Origin of the sequence: Pseudomonas cimarronensis (assembly GCF_049331905.1) — a bacterium.
Classification (GTDB): Bacteria; Pseudomonadota; Gammaproteobacteria; order Pseudomonadales; family Pseudomonadaceae; genus Aquipseudomonas.
In genome coordinates this window covers 2,249,150-2,270,289 of sequence record NZ_CP186283.1, presented here as the reverse complement: position 1 = coordinate 2,270,289, position 21,140 = coordinate 2,249,150, and the positions used below count along the sequence as shown (strand labels likewise).

At 61.3% G+C, this 21,140-nt stretch carries 21 protein-coding genes; 11 read left to right on the top strand and 10 right to left on the bottom strand.

What is annotated here, in order from left to right; genetic code table 11:
• Positions 1-17: 17 nt before the first annotated feature.
• The 3 genes from ACOCLD_RS10600 to aroC form a co-directional block, all read right to left on the bottom strand.
• Positions 18-566, bottom strand: a complete 549-nt coding sequence (locus ACOCLD_RS10600; protein WP_422909138.1) for an acireductone dioxygenase — start codon at positions 564-566, stop codon at positions 18-20.
• A 58-nt stretch (positions 567-624) separates the two neighbouring features.
• Positions 625-1,776, bottom strand: a complete 1,152-nt coding sequence (locus ACOCLD_RS10595; protein WP_422909137.1) for an MFS transporter — start codon at positions 1,774-1,776, stop codon at positions 625-627.
• A 128-nt stretch (positions 1,777-1,904) separates the two neighbouring features.
• Complete coding sequence (gene aroC, locus ACOCLD_RS10590) at positions 1,905-2,996, bottom strand: chorismate synthase (protein WP_422909136.1); 1,092 nt, start codon at positions 2,994-2,996, stop codon at positions 1,905-1,907.
• Between the two features lie 162 nt (positions 2,997-3,158).
• Here aroC and ACOCLD_RS10585 point away from each other — a divergent pair, with 162 nt between their 5' ends.
• Together ACOCLD_RS10585 and ACOCLD_RS10580 are read left to right on the top strand one after the other, a co-directional pair.
• Entirely contained in the window at positions 3,159-4,142 is a 984-nt protein-coding gene (locus ACOCLD_RS10585; RefSeq protein ID WP_422909135.1) for an alpha/beta hydrolase, read from the top strand.
• Positions 4,143-4,354: 212 nt separating this feature from the next.
• Positions 4,355-5,146, top strand: coding sequence for a hypothetical protein (locus ACOCLD_RS10580; protein WP_422909134.1), 792 nt, complete (start codon positions 4,355-4,357; stop codon positions 5,144-5,146).
• Here ACOCLD_RS10580 and ACOCLD_RS10575 read toward each other — a convergent pair.
• Positions 5,143-5,976, bottom strand: coding sequence for an AraC family transcriptional regulator (locus ACOCLD_RS10575; protein ID WP_422909133.1), 834 nt, complete (start codon positions 5,974-5,976; stop codon positions 5,143-5,145). The two genes, ACOCLD_RS10580 and ACOCLD_RS10575, sit on opposite strands and share 4 nt — an antisense overlap.
• A 3-nt stretch (positions 5,977-5,979) precedes the next feature.
• Entirely contained in the window at positions 5,980-6,549 is a 570-nt protein-coding gene (locus ACOCLD_RS10570) for a GNAT family N-acetyltransferase (RefSeq protein WP_257779567.1), read from the bottom strand.
• 242 nt (positions 6,550-6,791) lie between these two features.
• Between ACOCLD_RS10570 and ACOCLD_RS10565 the strand changes: the two genes are divergently transcribed.
• Positions 6,792-10,268: a NahK/ErcS family hybrid sensor histidine kinase/response regulator gene (locus ACOCLD_RS10565; RefSeq protein WP_422909132.1), complete on the top strand. Its 3,477-nt coding sequence runs from the start codon at positions 6,792-6,794 to the stop codon at positions 10,266-10,268.
• On the opposite strand, the gene prmB is transcribed toward ACOCLD_RS10565, so the two are convergent.
• Together prmB and ACOCLD_RS10555 are read right to left on the bottom strand one after the other, a co-directional pair.
• Positions 10,269-11,201, bottom strand: a complete 933-nt coding sequence (gene prmB, locus ACOCLD_RS10560) for a 50S ribosomal protein L3 N(5)-glutamine methyltransferase (protein WP_422909131.1) — start codon at positions 11,199-11,201, stop codon at positions 10,269-10,271.
• Between the two features lie 70 nt (positions 11,202-11,271).
• On the bottom strand, positions 11,272-11,406 hold the full coding sequence (locus ACOCLD_RS10555; RefSeq protein ID WP_257779564.1) for a hypothetical protein: 135 nt from the start codon (positions 11,404-11,406) through the stop codon (positions 11,272-11,274).
• 165 nt (positions 11,407-11,571) lie between these two features.
• Between ACOCLD_RS10555 and ACOCLD_RS10550 the strand changes: the two genes are divergently transcribed.
• The 3 genes from ACOCLD_RS10550 (at position 11,572) to ACOCLD_RS10540 (ending at position 13,488) form a co-directional block, all read left to right on the top strand.
• Positions 11,572-12,168, top strand: coding sequence for a cysteine hydrolase family protein (locus ACOCLD_RS10550; protein ID WP_422909130.1), 597 nt, complete (start codon positions 11,572-11,574; stop codon positions 12,166-12,168).
• A 115-nt stretch (positions 12,169-12,283) separates the two neighbouring features.
• Positions 12,284-12,604, top strand: coding sequence for a hypothetical protein (locus ACOCLD_RS10545; protein WP_422909129.1), 321 nt, complete (start codon positions 12,284-12,286; stop codon positions 12,602-12,604).
• A gap of 326 nt (positions 12,605-12,930) precedes the next feature.
• A complete protein-coding gene (locus ACOCLD_RS10540; protein ID WP_257779561.1) occupies positions 12,931-13,488 on the top strand; it encodes a Smr/MutS family protein in 558 nt (185 codons plus the stop codon).
• Between the two features lie 8 nt (positions 13,489-13,496).
• Here ACOCLD_RS10540 and ACOCLD_RS10535 read toward each other — a convergent pair whose 3' ends face one another.
• Complete coding sequence (locus tag ACOCLD_RS10535; RefSeq protein ID WP_422909128.1) at positions 13,497-14,045, bottom strand: carboxymuconolactone decarboxylase family protein; 549 nt, start codon at positions 14,043-14,045, stop codon at positions 13,497-13,499.
• Between the two features lie 87 nt (positions 14,046-14,132).
• Between ACOCLD_RS10535 and ACOCLD_RS10530 the strand changes: the two genes are divergently transcribed.
• The 3 genes from ACOCLD_RS10530 to mqo all read left to right on the top strand — a co-directional run bounded on the left by ACOCLD_RS10530 (position 14,133) and on the right by mqo (position 17,128).
• A complete protein-coding gene (locus ACOCLD_RS10530) occupies positions 14,133-14,474 on the top strand; it encodes a winged helix-turn-helix transcriptional regulator (protein WP_233684437.1) in 342 nt (113 codons plus the stop codon).
• A gap of 89 nt (positions 14,475-14,563) precedes the next feature.
• Positions 14,564-15,112 (top strand): GTP cyclohydrolase I FolE, encoded by a 549-nt coding sequence (folE, locus tag ACOCLD_RS10525; protein ID WP_233684436.1) that lies wholly within the window; start codon positions 14,564-14,566, stop codon positions 15,110-15,112.
• Between the two features lie 420 nt (positions 15,113-15,532).
• Positions 15,533-17,128 carry a malate dehydrogenase (quinone) gene (gene mqo / locus ACOCLD_RS10520; RefSeq protein ID WP_422909127.1) on the top strand — a complete coding sequence of 532 codons (1,596 nt, stop codon included), beginning with the start codon at positions 15,533-15,535 and terminating at the stop codon, positions 17,126-17,128.
• A 237-nt stretch (positions 17,129-17,365) separates the two neighbouring features.
• On the opposite strand, the gene ACOCLD_RS10515 is transcribed toward mqo, so the two are convergent.
• The gene (locus ACOCLD_RS10515; protein ID WP_422909126.1) at positions 17,366-18,394 is read right to left on the bottom strand and encodes an AraC family transcriptional regulator; all 1,029 of its coding nucleotides are present in this window, start codon (positions 18,392-18,394) and stop codon (positions 17,366-17,368) included.
• 199 nt (positions 18,395-18,593) lie between these two features.
• Between ACOCLD_RS10515 and ACOCLD_RS10510 the strand changes: the two genes are divergently transcribed.
• Positions 18,594-19,982 carry a flavin-containing monooxygenase gene (locus tag ACOCLD_RS10510; protein ID WP_422909125.1) on the top strand — a complete coding sequence of 463 codons (1,389 nt, stop codon included), beginning with the start codon at positions 18,594-18,596 and terminating at the stop codon, positions 19,980-19,982.
• A gap of 14 nt (positions 19,983-19,996) precedes the next feature.
• Positions 19,997-20,848: an SDR family NAD(P)-dependent oxidoreductase gene (locus ACOCLD_RS10505; protein ID WP_422909124.1), complete on the top strand. Its 852-nt coding sequence runs from the start codon at positions 19,997-19,999 to the stop codon at positions 20,846-20,848.
• A gap of 24 nt (positions 20,849-20,872) precedes the next feature.
• On the opposite strand, the gene ACOCLD_RS10500 is transcribed toward ACOCLD_RS10505, so the two are convergent.
• On the bottom strand, positions 20,873-21,109 hold the full coding sequence (locus ACOCLD_RS10500; RefSeq protein ID WP_422909123.1) for a DUF3820 family protein: 237 nt from the start codon (positions 21,107-21,109) through the stop codon (positions 20,873-20,875).
• Positions 21,110-21,140: the final 31 nt, after the last annotated feature.

The following is a 21,140-nucleotide window of genomic DNA, read 5'->3' as shown; positions in this document are numbered from 1 at the left end:
TTCAGGCGCTTTGCCTGTCAGCAGTCATCCAGGCCCGCAAAAGCGGCGGCAAAATCACCCGCGACAGGCACAAAATCCGGCACCTGCGCGCTGTCAAACAGGCGCAGTACGGCAAAGCGTGGATGCTCGCCACCATCGAACCAGTGCGCCGTGCCGGCGGGCAACCGCAGCAGATCACCTTTTTCGCACAACAGGCTATAGACGTACTCGCCGATATGCAGCGCCAGCAGGCCACGACCGGCCAAGTAGTAATGCAGGTGGGCCGGCTGACAGCATTGCTCTGCACGCAGTCTGCGGGCCAGCTCACTGCCCTCACCGCGCTCATCACACAGGCTCAGCACCTCGGCGTAGGCATAACCATGCTGGCTTAGCAACTGGTCGACCTGCACTCGGCTGGCCGCCAGCAGCTCGTCACTGGCTGTACCGGCCGTGACCGCCTGCTGAACCGGCACCTGACTGAACTGCACACCAACAGCCGCCAGAGTGCTGGCGATGTCCTCGACGTGAGTCAGCAGCTTGTTCGGGTACTCGGGCGAAGACTGGTGGTAGACGGTCAGGCTGCTCATACTCAAGGCTCTCGTACAATCGGCTTCAATTCAGCGGTTCAATTCAACAGATAAGGGCTCAGGGCCGCTCATCGCGCAGATAACCTGCGGTGATCACCGCAGCCGCCAGAGCAATCAGGCTGGCGATGGCAAAGGTCCAGGCTGCGCCGAGACTGTGCCAGCTGTAGCCGGAATACAATGCCCCCAGCGCCCCGCCGACGCCCGCCAGCGCGGCATACAAGGCCTGGCCCTGGCCCTGCTGGCGATCAGCAAAGCTGCGTTGGACAAAGTGCATGGCTGCCGCGTGAAAGCTGCCAAAGGTCGCGGCGTGCATCAACTGGGCAAACAGCAACACCGGCAGATGCCCAGCCAGATTGCCCAGCAACAGCCAGCGCACGGCGGTAATCAGAAAGCTCGCCAGCAGCACGGTACGCAGGGAGTAGCGCGCCAGCAAGCAGGCCATAAACATAAACAGCACAATCTCGGCCAGCACGCCCAGCGCCCACAGCTGGCCGATCACCCCACGCGAATAGCCCAGCGCTTCCAGGTGCAAACTGAGAAAGGTGTAGTACGGGCCATTGCTCAGCTGCATCAGGCCGACACTGAGGTAAAAGGCAAGAATCCCCGGCCGGCGCAGCTGCTGGAGAAAGCCGCCCTGCTCCTGAGTATTGGGGCGCATCTGCGGCTGCGCATTGGGCACCCACCAGCTGCTCAGTACGATGCCACCCATGATCAGGATCAGCGCCCAGGGATAGGCATCCAGGCTGAGCAGTTCGAACAACTTGCCCAGCCCCACCACCGCGACGATAAAGCCAATGCTGCCCCATAGGCGGATCTGGCTGTAGCGCGCCGCCTGCTCCTTGAGATGGGCAAAGGTGATCACCTCAAACTGCGGCAACACTGCGTGCCAGAAGAACGCATGCAGCGCCATGATCAGCGCCAGCCAGGCGTAGCTCTGGCTGATAAAGATGCCAGCAAAACACAGCAGCGTGCACAGCGCGCCAAAGCGCACAATGGCCAGCCGCTGTCCGCTGTAATCACCCAGCCAGCCCCAGATATTCGGTGCAATGCAGCGCATCAGCATGGGAATGGCGATCAGCTCGCCAATTCGCGCAGCAGAAAACCCCAGGTGATCGAAATACAGCGCGAGAAACGGCGCGGTGGCGCCGAGCAGCGAGAAATAGAAGAAGTAGAAACCTGAAAGACGCCAATAGGGCAACACAGGAGGCATGGTTTACCCAGACGTAGGTTGGGTTGAGGAGCCAGCGACGAAGCCCAACGCGCGATAAATCATCGTTCTGCGCTGCCGAGTCGGCCGCCTTTGGGCTTCGCTGCGCTCAACCCAACCTACCCGGGCAGTCACAGCTGTGGCAGCACCGGCGTGCTGACCCGCACATCGGCATTCTGCGCGCGGTGGCGCAGCAGGTGGTCCATCAGCACGATGGCCATCATCGCCTCGGCAATCGGCGTGGCGCGGATGCCCACGCACGGGTCATGACGGCCCTTGGTGATGATATCCACCGGGTTGCCGTGGATATCGATCGAACGCCCCGGCGTGGTGATGCTCGACGTCGGCTTGAGCGCCAGGTGCGCAACAATCGGCTGGCCGCTGGAAAGTCCGCCAAGGATGCCGCCTGCGTTGTTGGTGAGAAAACCTTCCGGGGTCATCTCGTCGCGGTGCTCGGTGCCGCGCTGCGCCACACTGGCGAAACCCGCACCGATTTCCACACCCTTGACCGCGTTGATGCTCATCAGCGCGTGGGCCAGCTCGGCGTCCAGGCGGTCGAAAATCGGCTCACCCAGGCCTGGCATTACACCTTCGGCGACCACGGTAATCTTCGCACCGACCGAATCCTGATCACGGCGCAGCTGGTCCATATAGGCTTCCAGCTCCGGCACCTTGTCCGGATCGGGGCTGAAGAAGGCATTCTGCTCGACGCTGTCCCAGGTCTTGAACGGGATTTCAATCGGCCCCAGCTGGCTCATATAGCCACGAATCACGATGCCCTGAGTGGCCAGGTACTTCTTGGCGATGGCACCAGCGGCCACGCGCATCGCCGTCTCGCGCGCCGAGCTGCGGCCACCACCGCGGTAGTCGCGGATGCCGTATTTGTGGTGATAGGTGTAATCGGCGTGGGCCGGGCGGAAAGAGTCCTTGATCGCCGAGTAGTCTTTGGACTTCTGGTCGGTATTGCGGATCAGCAGACCAATCGAGCAGCCGGTGGTCTTGCCCTCGAACACCCCGGCGAGAATTTCCACCTCGTCGGCTTCCTGGCGCTGGGTGGTATGCCGGCTGGTGCCGGGCTTGCGCCGGTCGAGGTCACGCTGCAGGTCTTCCAGGCTGATTTCCAGACCTGGCGGGCAGCCATCGACAATGGCGACCAATGCCGGGCCATGGCTTTCGCCAGCAGTGGTGACAGTGAACAGCTTGCCGTAGGTATTGCCGGACATGTGCAAAACGCTCCGCGAAAATCAGCGCAGGGCCGCGCCAACACGCGCAAGACCCTATTTGAGTGAAGGCGGCGAGTATACCCGTGGCTTTCGCCCAGATCATCCTCGAACCTTCAAGGCCAATAAACGTCCAAGGGTTTCCTCCCTGGCAGTTGTCCCCCCATGTTGCGAGCCCTTCTGTTGCCTCTTCTGTTGAGTACCACCCTGCTGCACGCCGCCCCACAGGCCGCCATACACGGTAGCGTGGAACAGTCAGTGCGCCTGCCGACCGCGCAGGGCACCCTGCATGGCACCTTACTCAAACCCAGCGGCACTTCGCCGGTAGCGGTTGCCCTGCTGATTGCCGGCTCCGGCCCCACCGACCGTAACGGCAACAACCCTGAAGGCGGGCATAACGACAGCCTCAAACGCCTGGCCCAGAGCCTGGCCAAGCAGGGCATCGCCAGCCTGCGTTACGACAAGCGCGGTGTAGCCGCCAGCCGCGCCGCTACGCCGGATGAACACGACCTGAGCGTTGCGGGCTATGTCAGCGATGCCATCGGCTGGGCGCAACAGCTCAAGACCAACCCGGCATTTGATCGGCTGATCCTGATCGGCCACAGCGAAGGCGCGCTGATTGCCAGCCTGGCGGCCGAGCAGGCTCAGGCCGATGCACTGGTAGCGATTGCCGGCAGCTCCCGACCGATTGATCAGTTATTGCGTGAGCAACTCGCCGCTCGCTTGCCCCCACATCTCATGGCGCAGAGCAATCACCTGCTTGACCGCCTATTGGCCGGGAAACTCACCCCGCAAGTGCCCAAAGACTTGCAGGTGCTGTTTCGCCCCAGCGTACAGCCTTATTTGATTTCGCTGCTGCGGCAGAACCCAGGCCAGGCCTTTGCCCGTTTGCAGATTCCTGCGCTGATCGTACAAGGCAGCCACGATATTCAGGTCAGTGTCGCCGATGCCCAGGCGCTGCAGGCCGCCAAGCCGGATGCCGAGCTGCTGATAATCCCTGGGATGAACCATATGCTGCGCATCAGCGCAGTGGATTTACCGGCGCAACTGGCCAGCTATGACAATCCTCGGCTACCGTTGGCACAAGGGCTTGGCGAGCAGATCGCCCAGTTCATCCAGCGCAGCGGCAAAAAGCCAGCCTCCAGTTAGCCGAGCGGCGGCCGATAAGCGCAGTGAGATAAACAGCCGCTAGAGCCTGTTCACGATCTCGCGAGCTAGAGTCATGCAAGGCGAAAACAGGCGAGGAAGCGGAGTTTACTGGTGTAAATGAGCATTCCGAGCCTGTTTTTAACGCAGCAGGGCCGACGCGCAGCAGATTGTGGACAGGCTCTTACATGATGTCGCGCACAGGATCGCCGTGTATGACCGACAGCCCAGAGCCACAAACCGATACCGACGCCTCACCGCAGGAGGTCGTCGAGCAGGCCCACCCCTGGGCCGATCTTGCGCCCGAGCACTTTCGCCTGCTGCGTCTGGCCGCCCTGCCCACTGACCGCCACACTGGCGCACGGCCTTTGCGTTTTATCCAGTTCGGCCGCGTCGAGCGGCTGGGCAAGCAACAAAGCCTGCTGCGTCTGACCTTGCAGCTACCCGGTCAGCGGGTGCGCAAGGAGCAGAATATTCTCGAAGTCTGGGCCGATCACGAACAACGTCTGCTCAGCTTCGGCCCCGACAGCACGCTGCAGGTGCAGCCGGAAAACCGAGGTTTAGGGCGCTTTATGCTGGCCCAGGGGATTAGCTGGGCACGTCAGCACTTCGCCCACTATCAAGTGGCCAATACCCCACTGCCCAGCAAGGAGGCCTTCAGTGAAGAGGCCCGCGCGCGGCGCGACCATTGCCTGCAAGCCCAGGGCTTTGTGGTCGAATACCTCGACCCGCTGAAGATCAAGGCCCAGTGCGGCGCGCCACGGGTCAGCTCGCTGCATGGCGACTGGCATACAGAAAAGGTGCAAATCGTCGAACTGCTGGACGCCGCGAGCATGCTGCAGCAGGCTGACCAGAGCCTGCGCGAGCAGGACGTGAAAGTGCGCAAATTGGAAGAACGCATCGACGTGTTCAAACGCGAAGACAATGGCCTGCGTTTTACCATCACCTGCCTGGTGGCGTTCTGCGTGTTTCAGGCGGGGCTATTGATCTGGATTGCTACGCGCTAACCAATGGCGCTGGCCTGACGATACTGCCCTGGCGCCACGCCATAAGCCTGCTTGAACTGCCGACTCAGGTGGCTCTGGTCGGCAAACCCTAGCTGCATCGCCACCGTCAACGGCGCACAACCATTGCGTAATAACGCCCGCGCCTGCTCCAGGCGGCGCTGCATCAACCAACTGTGCGGCGGCAGGCCGGTGGCGCGGCGAAACACTCGGGCGAAATGAAAGGGCGACAAGCCCACCGCCTGCGCCAACTCTTCCAGCGACGGCGGCGCCGCCAACTGGCTGCTGAGCAATTCCTTGGCGCGGCTTACCGCAAGCGGCTCATGTCCGGGTGCCAAGCCCTCTGGCAAATGCGCATGACGCTGGAACAGCAGCAGAATCGCCTCACGCCAGGCGGTTTGCAGCTGCAGCGCCGATGCCTGGCTGTCCAGCAGCTGATGCAGATTGCCGAATTGACGATGCAGTTGTGGGTCATGCAACACGCTGAGGGCAAATGACGGCATACCCTGCTGAGCCAATTCCAACTCCGCCAATACCCCGCACACCTGCGCGTTATCCGGGTAGAAGCCGCGGTAGTGCCAGCCCTGGTCATGGGCCTTGGAGCCGGTGTGCAGTTCATCCGGGTTGATCAGTACCATGCTACCGGCCGGCGCCAGATGCTCGCTGCCTCGGTGGCGAAAGCGCTGAGCACCTTCCTCGATCACGGTGAACACGAAGCCTTCGTGCACATGCGGGGAAAACCGCTGCTCGATATAGTGCGCGTGCAGCAACTCAATACCACCCAGTTCGCGCGCCTGCCAGAAACGTGTCTGCTCGCCACCCGCCTGTGCCATGCCTTAACCGCTGAAACGCGCCTCCAGCTGCTGCTTGATGGTCGGCCAATCATGGTCGGTGATGCTGTAGAGCACGCTATCGTCCAGACGGCCATCGGCCAGGCGGCGGTGATTGCGCAACACCCCTTCACGCTGCGCGCCGAGCTTTTCGATGGCGCGTTGCGAGCGCAGGTTGCTGGCAGCGGTCTTCAGTTGCACACGGACCAGCCCCCAATGCTCGAAAGCATGCTTGAGCATCAAATACTTGATGGTGCTGTTAAGGCCCGTGCCGTGCTGGCTGCGATCCAGCCAGGTCCAGCCGATTTCTGCGGCCGGCAAGGTATTCATAAAGTCGCCGAAACGGGTAGTGCCGACCAACTGATCGCCCAGGCGAATCACAAAGGGCAAGGCCCGCCCTTCACGCTGCTCGAGCAGGCCCTGGCGATACCAGTCCAGACGCTGGCTGCCACTCATATAGATCAGCTCCTGGCGGTTGGCTTCAGCCAGGCTTATCAACGCAGGAATATCGGCGTCGACCATAGGTTCGATGCGTAATCCGCCACGTTGAAGGGTAATCAGTTGCGGCTTGAACATAGGGTCCCTCCTCGGACAGAGTCGCAGGCGCGACACGCTAACAGGGCCACCCCCTGTGCACAATCCACAACAGCTACAGGTTCCACACCAGTGCGACCTTGGTCGCACCTGACGCATCGTCACTTTGCTGCGAGACTGACGCACATCATCTGCCGCGGACACTGATGCGCTAGGCTCTGGGCAGCCGCTGCGCTGCCGGTTGTGACCCTGGCAGTCCCCCATAGTTTGTTTTCGGAGCTTGCATGACCCTGTCCAGTGGGCTGATCGCCGCCGTAGCGCTGATTTACATGGCCACTCTGTTCGCCATTGCCTTCTATGGCGACCGCCGCGCCACGCCCATGCCGCCCCGCGTACGGGCCTGGGTGTACAGCCTGTCGCTGGCGGTGTACTGCACCAGCTGGACGTTTTTCGGCGCGGTGGGTCAGGCCGCCGAGCAGCTCTGGTCATTTCTGCCGATCTACCTGGGGCCAATCATCATTCTGGTGTTCGCACCCTGGGTGCTGCAGAAGATGGTGATGATCAGCAAACAGGAAAACATCACCTCGATTGCCGACTTTATCGCCGCGCGCTACGGCAAATCCCAGGCCCTGGCAGTGGTGGTCGCGCTGGTCTGCCTGGTCGGTGTATTGCCCTACATCGCCCTGCAGCTCAAGGGCATCGTACTCGGGGTTAACCTGTTGATCGGCGCTGGGGCCAGCGCCAGCGGCACCAGCGCCCAGGACACCGCGCTGATCGTTTCACTGGCGCTGGCACTGTTCACAATATTGTTCGGCACGCGCAATCTGGATGTGACCGAGCACCATCGTGGCATGGTTCTGGCGATTGCCTTCGAGTCGCTGGTCAAACTGCTGGCCTTTCTCGCCGTCGGTGCCTTTGTCACCTACGGCCTGTACAACGGTTTTGCCGACCTGTTCAGCAAGGCCCAGGCCAGTCCTGAGCTGGATGAGTTCTGGGCAGAAACCGTCAACTGGCCGGCGATGATGACCCAGACCGGCCTGGCCATGATCGCCATCATCGCCCTGCCGCGACAGTTCCATGTGACAGTCGTGGAAAACATCGAGCCCAGGGACTTGCGCCTGGCGCGATGGGTGTTCCCCGCCTACCTGATCCTCGCCGCGCTGTTTGTGGTGCCCATCGCCCTCGCCGGACAGATGCTGCTGCCGGCCGGTATCACCCCTGATTCGTTCGTGATCAGCCTGCCCCTGGCCGAAGCCCACCCGGCACTGGCCATGCTGGCGTTTATCGGCGGCGCCTCGGCAGCCACCGGCATGGTAATTGTCGCCTCGGTGGCGCTGTCGACAATGATTTCCAACGACATGCTGCTGCCCTGGCTGCTGCGTCGGCAGAACACCGAGCGGCCGTTCGAAGCCTTCCGTCACTGGATGCTGACTGCACGCCGAGTGAGCATCGTGCTGATCCTGCTGCTGGCCTATGTGTGCTATCGCCTGCTCGGCGAAGGTGCCAGCCTGGCCACCATCGGCCAGGTCTCCTTTGCCGCCATCGGCCAGTTGGCCCCGGCAATGTTCGGTGCCCTGGTGTGGAAACAGGCCAACCGCCAGGGCGTGTTTGCCGGGCTGTTTTTTGGCGCGCTGATCTGGCTCTACACCCTGGTCATGCCGCTGGTGGCACGTGGCCTGGGCTGGCCACTGGAAAGCTTCCCCGGCTTGCAGAGCCTGCTGTATGGCCCGATTGGCTTTCAGGTCGACCCGCTGACCCGTGGCGTGGTGCTGTCGCTGGCCGGCAACTTCCTGCTCTTCGCCTGGGTCTCCTACTTCTCGCGCACCCGGGTGGCCGAGCACTGGCAGGCCGGGCGCTTTATCGGCCACGACCTGGGCACCAAGCCGAGCAACCGCAGCATGCTCGCGGTGCAGGTCGGTGACCTGTTGCTGCTGGCCAACCGTTTTGTCGGCGAAGACCGTGCGCGGCAGAGCTTTATGCGCTTTGCCTACCGTCAGGGTAAAGGCTTCGACCCCAACCAGACCGCCACCAGCGACTGGATCGCCCACACCGAACGGCTGCTGGCGGGTGTACTGGGGGCGTCCTCGACCCGCGCGGTGGTCAAGGCCGCCATCGAAGGCCGCGAGATGCACGTCGAGGATGTGGTGCGCATCGTCGACGAAGCCTCGGAGGTGCTGCAGTTCAACCGCGCGCTGCTGCAGGGCGCGATCGAGAACATCACCCAGGGCATCAGCGTGGTTGACCAGTCGCTGCGCCTGGTGGCCTGGAACCACCGCTATATCGAGCTGTTCAACTACCCGGATGGCCAGGTGTATGTCGGCCGGCCAGTGGCCGAGCTGATCCGCTTCAATGCCGAACGCGGCCTGCTGGGCGATGGCGACATTGAGGAGCATGTCAGCAAGCGTCTGTACTGGATGCGCCAGGGCACGGCGCACACCTCTGAGCGCATGTTCCCCAACGGCCGGGTGATTGAGCTGATCGGCAACCCCATGCCCGGCGGCGGTTTCGTCATGAGCTTTACCGACATCACCGAGTTCCGCGAAGCCGAGCGCGCCTTGAAGGACGCCAACGAAGGTCTGGAACAGCGAGTCAGCGCGCGCACCCAGGAATTGTCGCAGCTGAACCAGGCGCTGATCGAAGCCAAGCGCGTGGCGGAAGCGGCCAGCCAGTCGAAAACCCGCTTCCTCGCGGCGGTCAGCCATGACCTGATGCAGCCGTTGAACGCTGCACGGCTGTTCTCCGCTGCCCTCGCTCACCAGGATGACGCCTTGCCCAGCGACGCCCGTGAACTGGTGCGCCACCTGGACAGCTCGCTGCGTTCGGCCGAAGACCTGATCAGCGATCTGCTGGACATCTCGCGCCTGGAAAACGGCCGCATCACCCCGGATCGCCAGGCCTTTGCGCTGAACAGCCTGTTCGACACCCTCGGGGCGGAGTTCAAGGTGCTGGCCGCCGAGCACGGTGTGGACTTCCGCCTGCGCGGCAGCAACCTGCGCATCGACAGCGACATCAAATTGCTGCGGCGCATTCTGCAGAACTTCCTGACCAACGCCTTCCGCTATGCCAAGGGCCGTGTATTGCTGGGGGTACGCCACCAGGGCCAGCAGTTGCGCCTGGAAGTCTGGGATCGCGGACCCGGCATCCCGGACGACAAACGCAAGGTGATTTTCGAGGAATTCAAACGCCTGGACAGCCACCAGACCCGTGCGGAAAAAGGCCTGGGCCTGGGCCTGGCGATTGCCGACGGCCTGTGCCGGGTGCTGGAACACAAACTGGAAGTGCGCTCCTGGCCTGGCAAAGGCAGCGTATTCAGCGTCACCGTGCCCCTGGCGCAGCAGGCCGAAGCACCGAAACCCGTGGCCACGCCAGAGCAGCCCGGTCAGGCACTGGCCGGCACCCAGGTACTCTGTGTGGACAACGAAGACAGCATCCTCACCGGTATGTACAGCCTGCTGTCACGCTGGGGATGCCAGGTATGGACGGCGCGCAATCGCCTGGAATGTGAGCATCTGCTGAGTGAGAACGTGCGCCCGCAGCTGGCGCTGGTGGATTTCCACCTGGATGACGGCGAAACCGGCACCGAACTGATGGCCTGGCTACGCACGCGCCTGGCCGAGCCACTGCCCGGCGTGGTGATCAGCGCCGACGGCCGCCCCGAACTGATCGCTCAGGTGCATGCCGCCGGTCTGGATTACCTGAGCAAGCCGGTCAAACCGGCGGCCTTGCGAGCCCTGCTCAGCCGCCATCTGACACTACGCTGATCAGCCATTCAGGCGTTGACGGAACAACGCCTGATGCTCGCGGCACTGCGCGGCCGCGAGCAGGAATACGCCGTGACCGCCGCGCTCGAATTCCAGCCAGGTGAAGTCAACTTCCGGGTACAACGCCTCGACGTGCACCTGGCTGTTGCCCACTTCAACAATCAGCACACCCTTTTCGCTCAGGTGGTCAGCCGCCTCGGCGAGCATGCGCCGCACCAGGTCCAGACCATCCTCACCGCAGGCCAGGCCCAGCTCCGGCTCATGCTGGTACTCGGCCGGCATATCGGCGAAATCCTCGGCATCCACATAGGGTGGATTGGATACGATCAGGTCAAAACGCTGCCCCGGCAGCCCGGCAAAGCCATCGCCCTGCACGGTGTAGACACGCTCTTCCAGGCCATGGCGCTCGATATTCTGGTTGGCCACTTCCAGCGCCTCAAACGACAAATCACCGAGCACCACTTCAGCTTCGGGGAATTCGTAGGCGCAGGCGATACCGATGCAGCCCGAGCCGGTGCACAGGTCGAGAATCCGCGCCGGTTCCAGCGCCAGCCAGGGCTCGAAATGCTGCTCGATCAGCTCGGCAATCGGCGAGCGGGGAATCAGCACGCGCTGATCCACGATAAAAGGCAAACCGCAGAACCAGGCTTCACCCAGCAGGTAGGCCGTGGGCACGCGCGCCTCGATGCGCTGCTGCAGCAGGTTGTGCAGGTGCTGATGCTCGGCGTCATCCAGGCGACAGTCGAGGTAGCTGTCGGCGATTTCATACGGCAGGTGCAGCGCGCCCAGCACCAGCTGGCGGGCTTCATCCCAGGCATTGTCGGTGCCGTGACCAAAAAACAGTGCTTCGCCATGAAAGCGGCTGACAGCCCAGCGAATGTAATCACGGATGGTGCGCAGACGGGTTGGATAGGCGTTTGTAGCGTCGCTCACGGCAGCTCTCCGCAGAAAAAGTCGCGCATTCTAGCCCATTCATGGCAACCAGCGCGGGCCTGCATGCACGCTACGACTGATTGCCGGGCGACTCGCTGGAGGATGGTGGATCACGCTTGATGCACAGTTCCCGCAGCACGGCGATGGAGACCGCGAGGGCGAAAAACAACCAGAAATGTTCGGAAAACAAGGCGATCAGGCTCATTACACAACTCCTTCTGCTCATACCCGCCAGTCCTCGGCCAGGGCTTGATTCTGCGCGCTGCACCGGTCGCCGGCAAGATCATCGGCACAAGCATCAGCGCAACGGTTCACAGCAGCGCCGCACAGGCGGACAATGGCCGCAGTCTGTCTGCCTGGAGTTGCTGCCATGTCCACCCCACAAACGCTCTTCGCCCTTACAGGCCGCGGCCATGCGCCTGCCAGCCTGAGCAATGCGACCTTGCTGGTCATCGATGCGCAAGAGGAGTACCGCAGCGGCGTGTTGCAACTGCCGGGGCTGGACGCCGCGCTGGAGGAAATCGCCAAACTGCTCGCGGCGGCCCGGGATCTGGGCAGTGCCATCGTTCATGTCAAACACCTGGGCATCCCCGATGGTCTGCTCGACCCGCGCGGGCCACGCGGCCTGCACCTGCCTCAAGCCGCACCGCTGCCTGGCGAGATCATCGTCGAGAAGCGCATGCCCAATGCCTTCACCGGCACCGACTTGCATGAACGTCTGCAAGCCCTCGGCCGGTTGGACCTGATTGTCTGCGGCTTTATGACCCACTCCAGCATCAGCACCACGGTACGCGCCACCAAGGACTATGGTTACCGTTGCACCGTGGTCGATGCGGCCTGCGCCACCCGTGACCTGCCGACGCTGGACGGTCAGGTGATCAGCGCGGCCGACATGCACCGGGCCGAGATGATCGCCCTGGCCGACAACTTTGCCGCCGTGGTGCCACGCGCCAGCGCGCTGCTCTGAGACGCCTGACAAACGCGTGCGCGATCACACCCTGGGCAGTGACTGTTGAACCACACCGGCAGCGGCCGGTCATAGCGCCGATAGCCACTGAGTCAATCGGCATGAGGAAATCGGCATGAAGCTCTCCGATGGTTTTGACGCCCGCCGCCTGCGCCCGCGCAGTGCCAGCAGCTGGCGCACGCGCCTGGGGGCGGCACTGGCCGCTCTGCTGGCGACATTCGGCATTCTGCTGAGCATGGCCGGTATTGCGGCTCTGCTCGGCCAGCATTCGGTACTCGGCCCGCTGAATGAATCCACGGTGGCCGCCAGCCTGTTCGCCGTGATCGGCCTGGCTCTGCTGTATGTCGGCGTCATGCTCTGGCGCCGCTGCCGCCGCCGTGCACGCCACGCCAACGACCTGAACATGGCCCCGCATCTGCTGAAAAGACGCGATTGAAGCCCAGTCCAGCACGAACACCGACAGCTTGGGTACACTAGCGGCCTTCGCGGAGATCTAGGGGCTGTTACCATTTTGTCGCGAGCCGCGTTGCCGCGTAAAATCTCGCCAGGCTAGGCGGAGGGCGCAGGTAATGGTCGCGCCCTTGCCAAGACCTCCAACACCGCATGGCGAGACTTTTCACGCAACCCGAAGGGCCGGGCCTGTTTTAGCGCGATACTGCGTTTCTCGACACTCATTTTGAACACCAAACTTCGCGTCTCGTGCCTTGCCTCGCGCTAAAACAGGCTCCGGCGCAGCCACGACAAAACGGTAACAGACCCTAAATGCAAGACGACGATTTTTCTCTATTTAAAGCCGAGTTGCGCGGCGTCAAACCCATCAAGCATGACCGCGCCGACACCGGTAAGCCGAAGCCCAACCGTGCCCAACTGGCCACCCTGCGCCAGGCCGCCACGGCGCGCGTGGACAGTATCAAAGTCGATGGTCTGTCTGATCAGTTTGTTATCGACGTCGGCGCCGAAGACCCGCTGTACTGGGCCGCCAACGGCGTGCAGGAAGGTCAGATGCGCAAGCTCAAGCTCGGCCAGATCAGCTTCGAGGGCAGCCTCGACCTGCATGGCATGAGCGTGGAAAAGGCCCGCGACACCCTCTGGGAGTTCATCGCCGAAGCCAACAAACTGGAAGTACGCTGCGTGCGCGTCACCCATGGCAAGGCTGTGCGCATGGATGGCCGCAAACCAATGATCAAAAGTCACGTCAACACCTGGCTGCGCCAGCATCCGCAAGTGCTCGGCTTTACCTCCTGCCTGGCCAAGCACGGCGGCACTGGCGCGGTGTACGTGATGCTCAAGCGCACCATGATGGATGGCCGCGACGAGTAAGCCCTCGTCTAACGGGCAAAGCGGGGTGTCTGCGCCTCATGTTCGACACGCAGACCGTTCACCACGAACGACACCGCATGGTAGAACCCCACCAGCACCAGACACTCGATCAACTGCGATTCAGTGAATTCAGCACTGAGTTGCTGCCACAGGTTGTCGTCCAGCGTCGCACTGGCATGCAGGCTGTCAGCCAACGCCAACAGCGCCTGCTCAGCCGAACTCCATAGCTCACAATCGGGCACGGCAGCGCAGGTATCAGCCAACTGTTCTGCGCTAAACCCCGCCTGGCCATTAAATGCGGCGACGTGCACACCCCACTCGTACTCTGCGCCGCAACGTGCCGTGGTGCGCAGGATCAGCAGTTCACGCTCACGCAAGCTGATGCTGCCGCGATCAAGCAAGCCTGCCGCCAGCAAGCGCTGCAACACTCGCGGGTTGTGCGCCATGCTGCGAAACAGTTTCAACGGCGGCATACCCGGCGGCATGACTCGATCAAACGCCGCCTGCACATCAGCGGCATAAGGTGGTTGCACCGGTTGAATACGTGGGCTGTACATAGGCAATACTCCTGACAGGCTGTTAAGCTACGGAAAAAGTAGCAAGACCACTCTAGACTGCTACTAAAAAAGAAGCAAGGAGCCTTCATGGATACCCCTACACCCGGCCAACCGGTACGCGGCTCGCAGACAGGCCGCCCAATCATGGCACTGCTCGACCTGCTGGGCCGCCGCTGGAGCCTGCGCGTGCTCTGGGAACTGCATCAGTCGCCGGCCAACTTTCGCGAGCTGCAGAATCGCTGCGCAGGCTTGTCGCCTTCGGTACTCAATACCCGCCTGGGAGAGCTGCGTGACGCCCAACTGCTGGAGAACGGTGAACGGGGCTACCAGCTATCACGCCTGGGCCTGGAGCTGGTTGAACAGTTCTTGCCACTGACCCTGTGGGCCGACAACTGGGCTGCCCAGCTACCGCCCACGTCAGAAAACTGAGGCAAATTGGCGTGCCGCGCCCTTGCCAGCCCGGCGGCACCGCCCTAACCTGCGCGTCTGTATATCTCCGCAAGTGCCACAGGAAGATCATGTCCCTGGAACAAAACTACACCGCGATCCTTGGCCAACTTGGCGAGGACGTGTCCCGCGAAGGCCTGCTCGACACCCCCAAACGTGCCGCCAAAGCCATGCAGTACCTGTGCAAGGGCTATCAGCAGACCCTCGAAGAAGTCACCAACGGCGCGCTGTTCAGCTCCGATAACAGCGAAATGGTGCTGGTGAAGAACATCGAGTTGTATTCGCTGTGCGAACACCACCTGCTGCCCTTTATCGGCAAGGCCCATGTCGCCTATATCCCGAGTGGCAAGGTGCTCGGCCTGTCGAAGGTCGCGCGCATCGTCGACATGTACGCGCGTCGCCTGCAGATTCAGGAAAACCTCAGCCGGCAGATCGCCGAAGCCATCCAGCAAGTCACCGGCGCCCTTGGTGTGGCCGTGGTGATCGAAGCCCAGCACATGTGCATGATGATGCGCGGCGTGGAGAAGCAGAATTCCTCCATGGTCACCTCGGTGATGCTCGGCGAGTTCCGCGAAAACGCCGCCACGCGCAGCGAGTTCCTGAGCTTGGTCAATAACTGATCGAACTTCAGTGATACCCAAAACCGGCCTCGGCCGGTTTTTTTGTGCCTGCACGGCAGCATGAAAAACGGCGACTATCCGCCAAAAACCTCGATATAACCGCCCAAACATGGCGAGATCACGCCATCCAAAACACACACACCGCCCTTCCCTCCGCGGCAGCGCGCCGCCGCCCGGGGGCTGCTGTACTGCGGGCATGCTTCTTGCGATAAGCCGGGCAACGGCAATCGCGCCATGCCTTGCAACGCGTGCACAGTGCTTCGCCACCCGTGCTCTGCGCCACTGCCGTTATGCACACGACGCCCTGAACACCAGCCCCGTGCCTGTCGCCTGCCGACGGGCATGCAGGCTATTGCCACACGCCTGACCCCGTGTTGCCCAGGCCGTCATTTTGACTTCACCGATAAGATGGTTGGTTTAATGAAAAAACTCCTGTTGACCCTCCTGTGCCTGAGCGTGATCGGCTGCGCCAAGCACCCTGAGCCAGAAAAAACTGTGGATGTCCTTCTGGTTGGCGGCGGCATCATGAGTGCCAGCCTGGGCACCTACCTCAATGAGCTGGAGCCGGGCTGGAGCATCGACATCTACGAGCGCCTCGACCGCGTCGCCGATGAAAGCTCCAACGCCTGGAACAACGCCGGCACCGGCCACTCGGCCTTCTGCGAGCTGAACTACACCCCCGAGCTGGCCGATGGCAGCATCGATATCAGCAAAGCGGTGGCGATCAACGAGTCCTTCGAGATTTCCAAACAGTTCTGGGCCTACCAGGTTGAGCGCAAGGTGCTGAACAACCCACCTTCGTTTATCAACAACGTGCCGCACATGAGCTTTGTCTGGGGCGATGACAACGTCGCGTTCCTCAAGAAGCGCCATGCTGCCCTGCAGGCCAGTTCGCTGTTTCGCGGTATGGAGTATTCCGAAGACCCGCAGCAGATCAAGCAGTGGGTACCGCTGGTGATGGAAGGCCGCGAACCCGGGCAGAAGCTTGCCGCCACCCGCGTATCGATTGGCACCGACGTCAACTTTGGCGAGATCACCCGCCAGCTGTTCGACTCGCTGAGCCAGCAGGACAACGTCAGCCTCAACCTGCAGCATGAAGTGCGCGGTATCGAGCGCAATGCCGACAACACCTGGAACGTACGGGTGGCCGACCTGGGCAACGGCGGCGCCGAGAAAACCATCAACGCCAAGTTCGTGTTTATCGGCGCCGGCGGCGCCGCGTTGAAACTGCTGCAGATGTCCGGCATCAGCGAGGCCGAAGGCTATGCCGGCTTCCCGGTCGGCGGCTCGTTCCTCGCCACCAGCAATCCAGAAATCGTCGCTCAGCACCAAGCCAAGGTCTACGGCAAAGCCTCGGTCGGTTCGCCGCCGATGTCCGTACCGCACCTCGACACCCGGGTAATCGAGGGCCAGAAAGTATTGCTGTTCGGACCGTTCGCCACCTTCTCCACCAAGTTCCTGAAAAATGGCTCGCTGCTCGACACCTTCAGCGCCCTGACCACTGACAACATCCTGCCGATGACCCACGCCGGCATCGATAATTTCTCGCTCAGCACCTACCTGATGGGCCAGCTGATGCTCAGCCAGGAAGACCGCATGGATTCGCTGCGCGAATACTTCCCCAATGCCAAGTCAGAAGATTGGGAGCTGATCCAGGCGGGTCAACGCGTGCAGATCATCAAAAAAGACGCCGAACACGGCGGCATTCTGCAATTCGGTACTGAAGTGGTCAGCGCCGCCGATGGCAGCCTCGCCGCCCTGCTTGGCGCCTCGCCAGGCGCCTCGACGGCCGCACCCATCATGCTTTCGGTGCTGGAGAAGACCTTCAAGAACGAAATGCAGAGCCCTGAGTGGCAAACCAAACTGAAAGAAATCATCCCGTCTTACGGCCAAAAGCTGAACGACGACCTGGCGCTGACTAATCAGACCCGCGCCTGGAGTAGCGAACGCCTGCAACTGGAGTTCGTTGAAGTGCCGCCGCTGGCCCTCACCCCAGAGGTCAGCCAGGCGCAGTAAAGCGCCTGTTGGGCAATGCAAATTGCCAACAGCACTGTTTACCGTCGCCTCGCGCGACACACGCTGCGGCCATGGATGGCACGCAATAAAAAACCGGCCACAAGCCGGTTTTTTATTGCCAAAGGCAAACAGCGGCTTTTTTACTCAACTTGAAGGGCCCTTTCCCGGCCACACACTGGCTGATGACGGCGAAAGCGCCCCATCACCCCGTGTGTACTAGGTGATCTCTAGCAACTGCTAAATAACACGCTTACGTGCTTCACGCGGTGTCATGCCGGTCCAGCGTTTGAACGCACGCCGAAAATTGCGCTCATCACTGAAGCCCGTCTGAAACGCCACCTCCATCAATGACAACTCCTCACGACCCAGTAGCGACAGGGCCCGCGCACGACGTGCTTCATCAATAACGGCCTGGTAACTCAAACCCGCCGACTCAATTCTCCGACGTAATGTACGTTCACTGATATTGAGCTGATGCGCGAGCTCCGTCAGTGAGGGGGGCGCACCGAGTTGCTTACGCACTTCCCGCTGCAGCCCTTCAATCAACTCGCAACGTTCCTGGTCGATCCAACGTGCCTCGGTGAGTAAATCAGTCACTTCGGCGGCAACAGCGTCATCACGAGTCGCCAGCGCAATCTCAAGCCAGGAAAGCTCAAACTCAATAGCGTTGACCGCCTCAGCGAAATGCACGGGGCATTCAAACAGCACGTCATAGAGGTGCCCATGCGCGGGACGCGGGTAATCCAGCCGTAACAACTTGGGTTTCAGCCGAACACCCGTGAGGTGTCTGATGATGCTCAGCGCACTGGAGAAGGCCTCCTCCATGTAAAAGGTCACGACATCAGACTCATAGAAACGTGGCGTCAGCACCACTCGAGCCGTGTCCACCTGGGTTTCCAGGCCATAGTCCAACATCGCGCCGGCGTGGCGCTGGTAATCCAGCCCAAGTCTCATCGCGGCGCCAAGGCTGGGACTGGCCTGCATGCCGAGCCCAACCAACCCCAAAGAAACGGCGGTCTGCCGCCCACCAACCGCCAACCCCAGGCCGTTGTCCCCCATTTGCGCCAGGATGCGCCTGACCAGCAGATAGCTCTGCCGATGGGAAAGACGAAACCCTGGCCGTTCCAGATCCGCCGGCGCAAAACCCAAACCCATGCAGATTCGCTCCACATCCCCATCGCGCTCCGCCGCGACCCTGAGTAACAGGCGGGACACATGTGGCGGCGCAGAGGCGCTGGAAAAGCGCGGGTCGGCAATATCTTTCATGCAGGCTCCGTCATCCGCCGCACAAGAATCATCTGAAAACACTAGCGGCTGCGTGAACGTTAACCGCTACAGCCACGCCTGGAAATAAACGACTGCAATGGTGGCCGTTTAAGCCCCCTTCACTGTCCGCCAGCGACCTGATGAACAAACCGACCAGGCGCTAACGTGGCCATCATCACCTATCGCCACGGAGACAATCATGTCCAGCAACACCTCTTACACAGATTGCGGCAATACCGTCTGCATCATTGGCGGCGGCCCCGGAGGCCTGTGCATGGCCCGTGCGCTAAAACGGCAAGGGCTGAACTACGAACAGTTCGAACGACACAGCGACTTCGGCGGCGTCTGGGATCTGGATAATCCAGGTACGCCCATGTACGAATCTGCCCACTTCATTTCGTCACGCGACCTGTCGGGCTTTCTCGACTACCCGATGCCCAAACACTTTCCGGACTACCCAAGCAACCGGCAAATTCTCGAATACCTGCGCTCGTTTGCCCTCGCGTTCGGCCTTTACGACAAGGTGCGATTCAACACCCCTGTGGAGCGGGTCGATAAAGACCAAGACGACCGCTGGATCGTGACGCTGCACAACGGCGAGCGCCGCCGCTACATGGCCCTGGTCTGTGCCACCGGTTGCAACTGGGACCCGAACATGCCCGAAATCAAGGGGCATTTCAGCGGAGAAATTCGTCACTCGGTCACGTATCGCCATCCTGACGAGTTCAAAGGCAAACGCGTGATGATCGTCGGCGCAGGTAACTCCGGAGCAGATATTGCCTGTGATGCAGCCGCCAACGCTGACAAGGCGTTTATCAGCCTGCGCCGTGGCTACCACTTCATTCCCAAACACCTGTTTGGTCTACCGGCAGACGAGGTCAGTGAAAAAGGTCCACAACTGCCCATGTGGCTGACGCGGCTCATATTCGGAAGCATTCTGCGGATGGTCAACGGCAACCTGACACGCTTTGGCCTGCCAAAACCGGATCACAAACTCTTCGAAAGCCACCCGCTCCTCAACAGCCAACTGCTGCATTACCTGCAGCACGGCGATATTCAGGCACGCCCGGACATCTCACATTTCGACGCTGACCAGGTGGTCTTCCAGGACGGCACACGTGAGCACCTCGATCTGGTGCTCTATGCCACTGGTTATAAGTGGAGCTGCCGCTACGCGACTGACTACTTCGAATGGAAAGGCGGACGTCCGCACATGTACCTGTCCATTTTCAGCCGTCAGCATCACAACCTGTTTGGCATCGGCTACCTGGAAACCAACTCCAGCGCTTACAAACTGTTCGACAACGAGGCGCACCTGATCGCCTGCTACCTGGCTGACCAACTCAAGCGCCCGCGCATGGCCCAGGAATTCCAGACACTGATCAACGAGGATGAACCGGACCTCAGCGGCGGCATTCAATTCGTCAAGTCTCAACGCCACGAGGTGTACCTGGAGGTGCACGCGCTGAAAAAACACATGCGCAGGCTGCGTCAACGCATGGGCTGGAATGAGCTGGAAGCTGGCTATTTCAACCCGGTTCGTAGCCAGCAGGACTACGTCATGCAGCCCTTATCCCGTGCATCCTGAGCAAGGTGAATAACGTGAGCGAAATCATTCTGATCACCGGTGCTGCCGGTGGTATCGGTCAGTCACTCTGCGCCGAACTGGCGCGACGCGACGTAGAACTTGTTTTGGCCGACCTCAATGCCACACGGCTTAACGAGCTGTGTGAGCGCCTGGGGCCACGTGCACATGCGTTCCCAGCTGACCTCAGTGACCCGGAGCACATTGCAGCACTGATCACCTTTATCACACAGCGCTTTGCGCGGCTCGATGTACTGATCAACAACGCCGCGATCGTGCAAGTCGGGCCATTTGCCGAACGTACGAACGAAAGTATTGCCCAGGAACTGAATATCAACCTGCTCGCACCGCTGCTACTGACCCGGCAGGCGATCCCATTGCTTGAGCGCTCGGCCAATGCACGCCTGATCACAACGGTTTCAGTGGCCGGCATCTTCCCAACGCCGGAGAGCCCACTCTACTGCGCCAGCAAATTTGGCCTGCGGGGCGCCATGCTTTCTCTGGCACTGGATTTAAAACCCAAAGGCATCCAGGTCTGCTGCATCCTGCCATCCGCCACAGACACGCCCATGCTGCGCCACGAGGCCGTGTCAGGGGGCAACGCATTGCAGTTCATGGATATGCCACAGTCGCCAGAGACCGTAGCCGAACACATCATCAAAGTTATCGACGCCCCTTGCCTGGAGAGCGCACCTAAAGCCGCAGAACTCTGGCTTAGCAAACTACTGATGCTGTTTCCCGGTGTTCTGCCACGGCTGTTGCCTTTCCTCCAGTCACGAGGGGACCGCGGCCTGCAGCTGTATCTGAAAAGCCTGGAAGAACGCGGCCTCGCCGAAAAGAAAGATGGCAAATGGTCGATCGTGGAATAACCGCAATGCCTTACCTCAAGGGCACTAGCGGACCTTGAGCGGCACCCGTGGTTTGCTGCGTAACGGATCGAGCAGGCCCGACAGACCGTTATGATCGATCTCCTGCATCAGCGCCAGCAGCCGGCCGATTTCACCCTGGGGGAAACCTTCACGGGCAAACCAGTTGAGGTAGTTACCCGGCAGATCGGCAAGCAGACGGCCTTTGTATTTGCCGAAGGGCATTTCGCGGGTCACCAGCAACAGCAGGTCTTCGGGTTTCATCGCAGGCTCGGCAAGGTCAGGCAATCGAGCG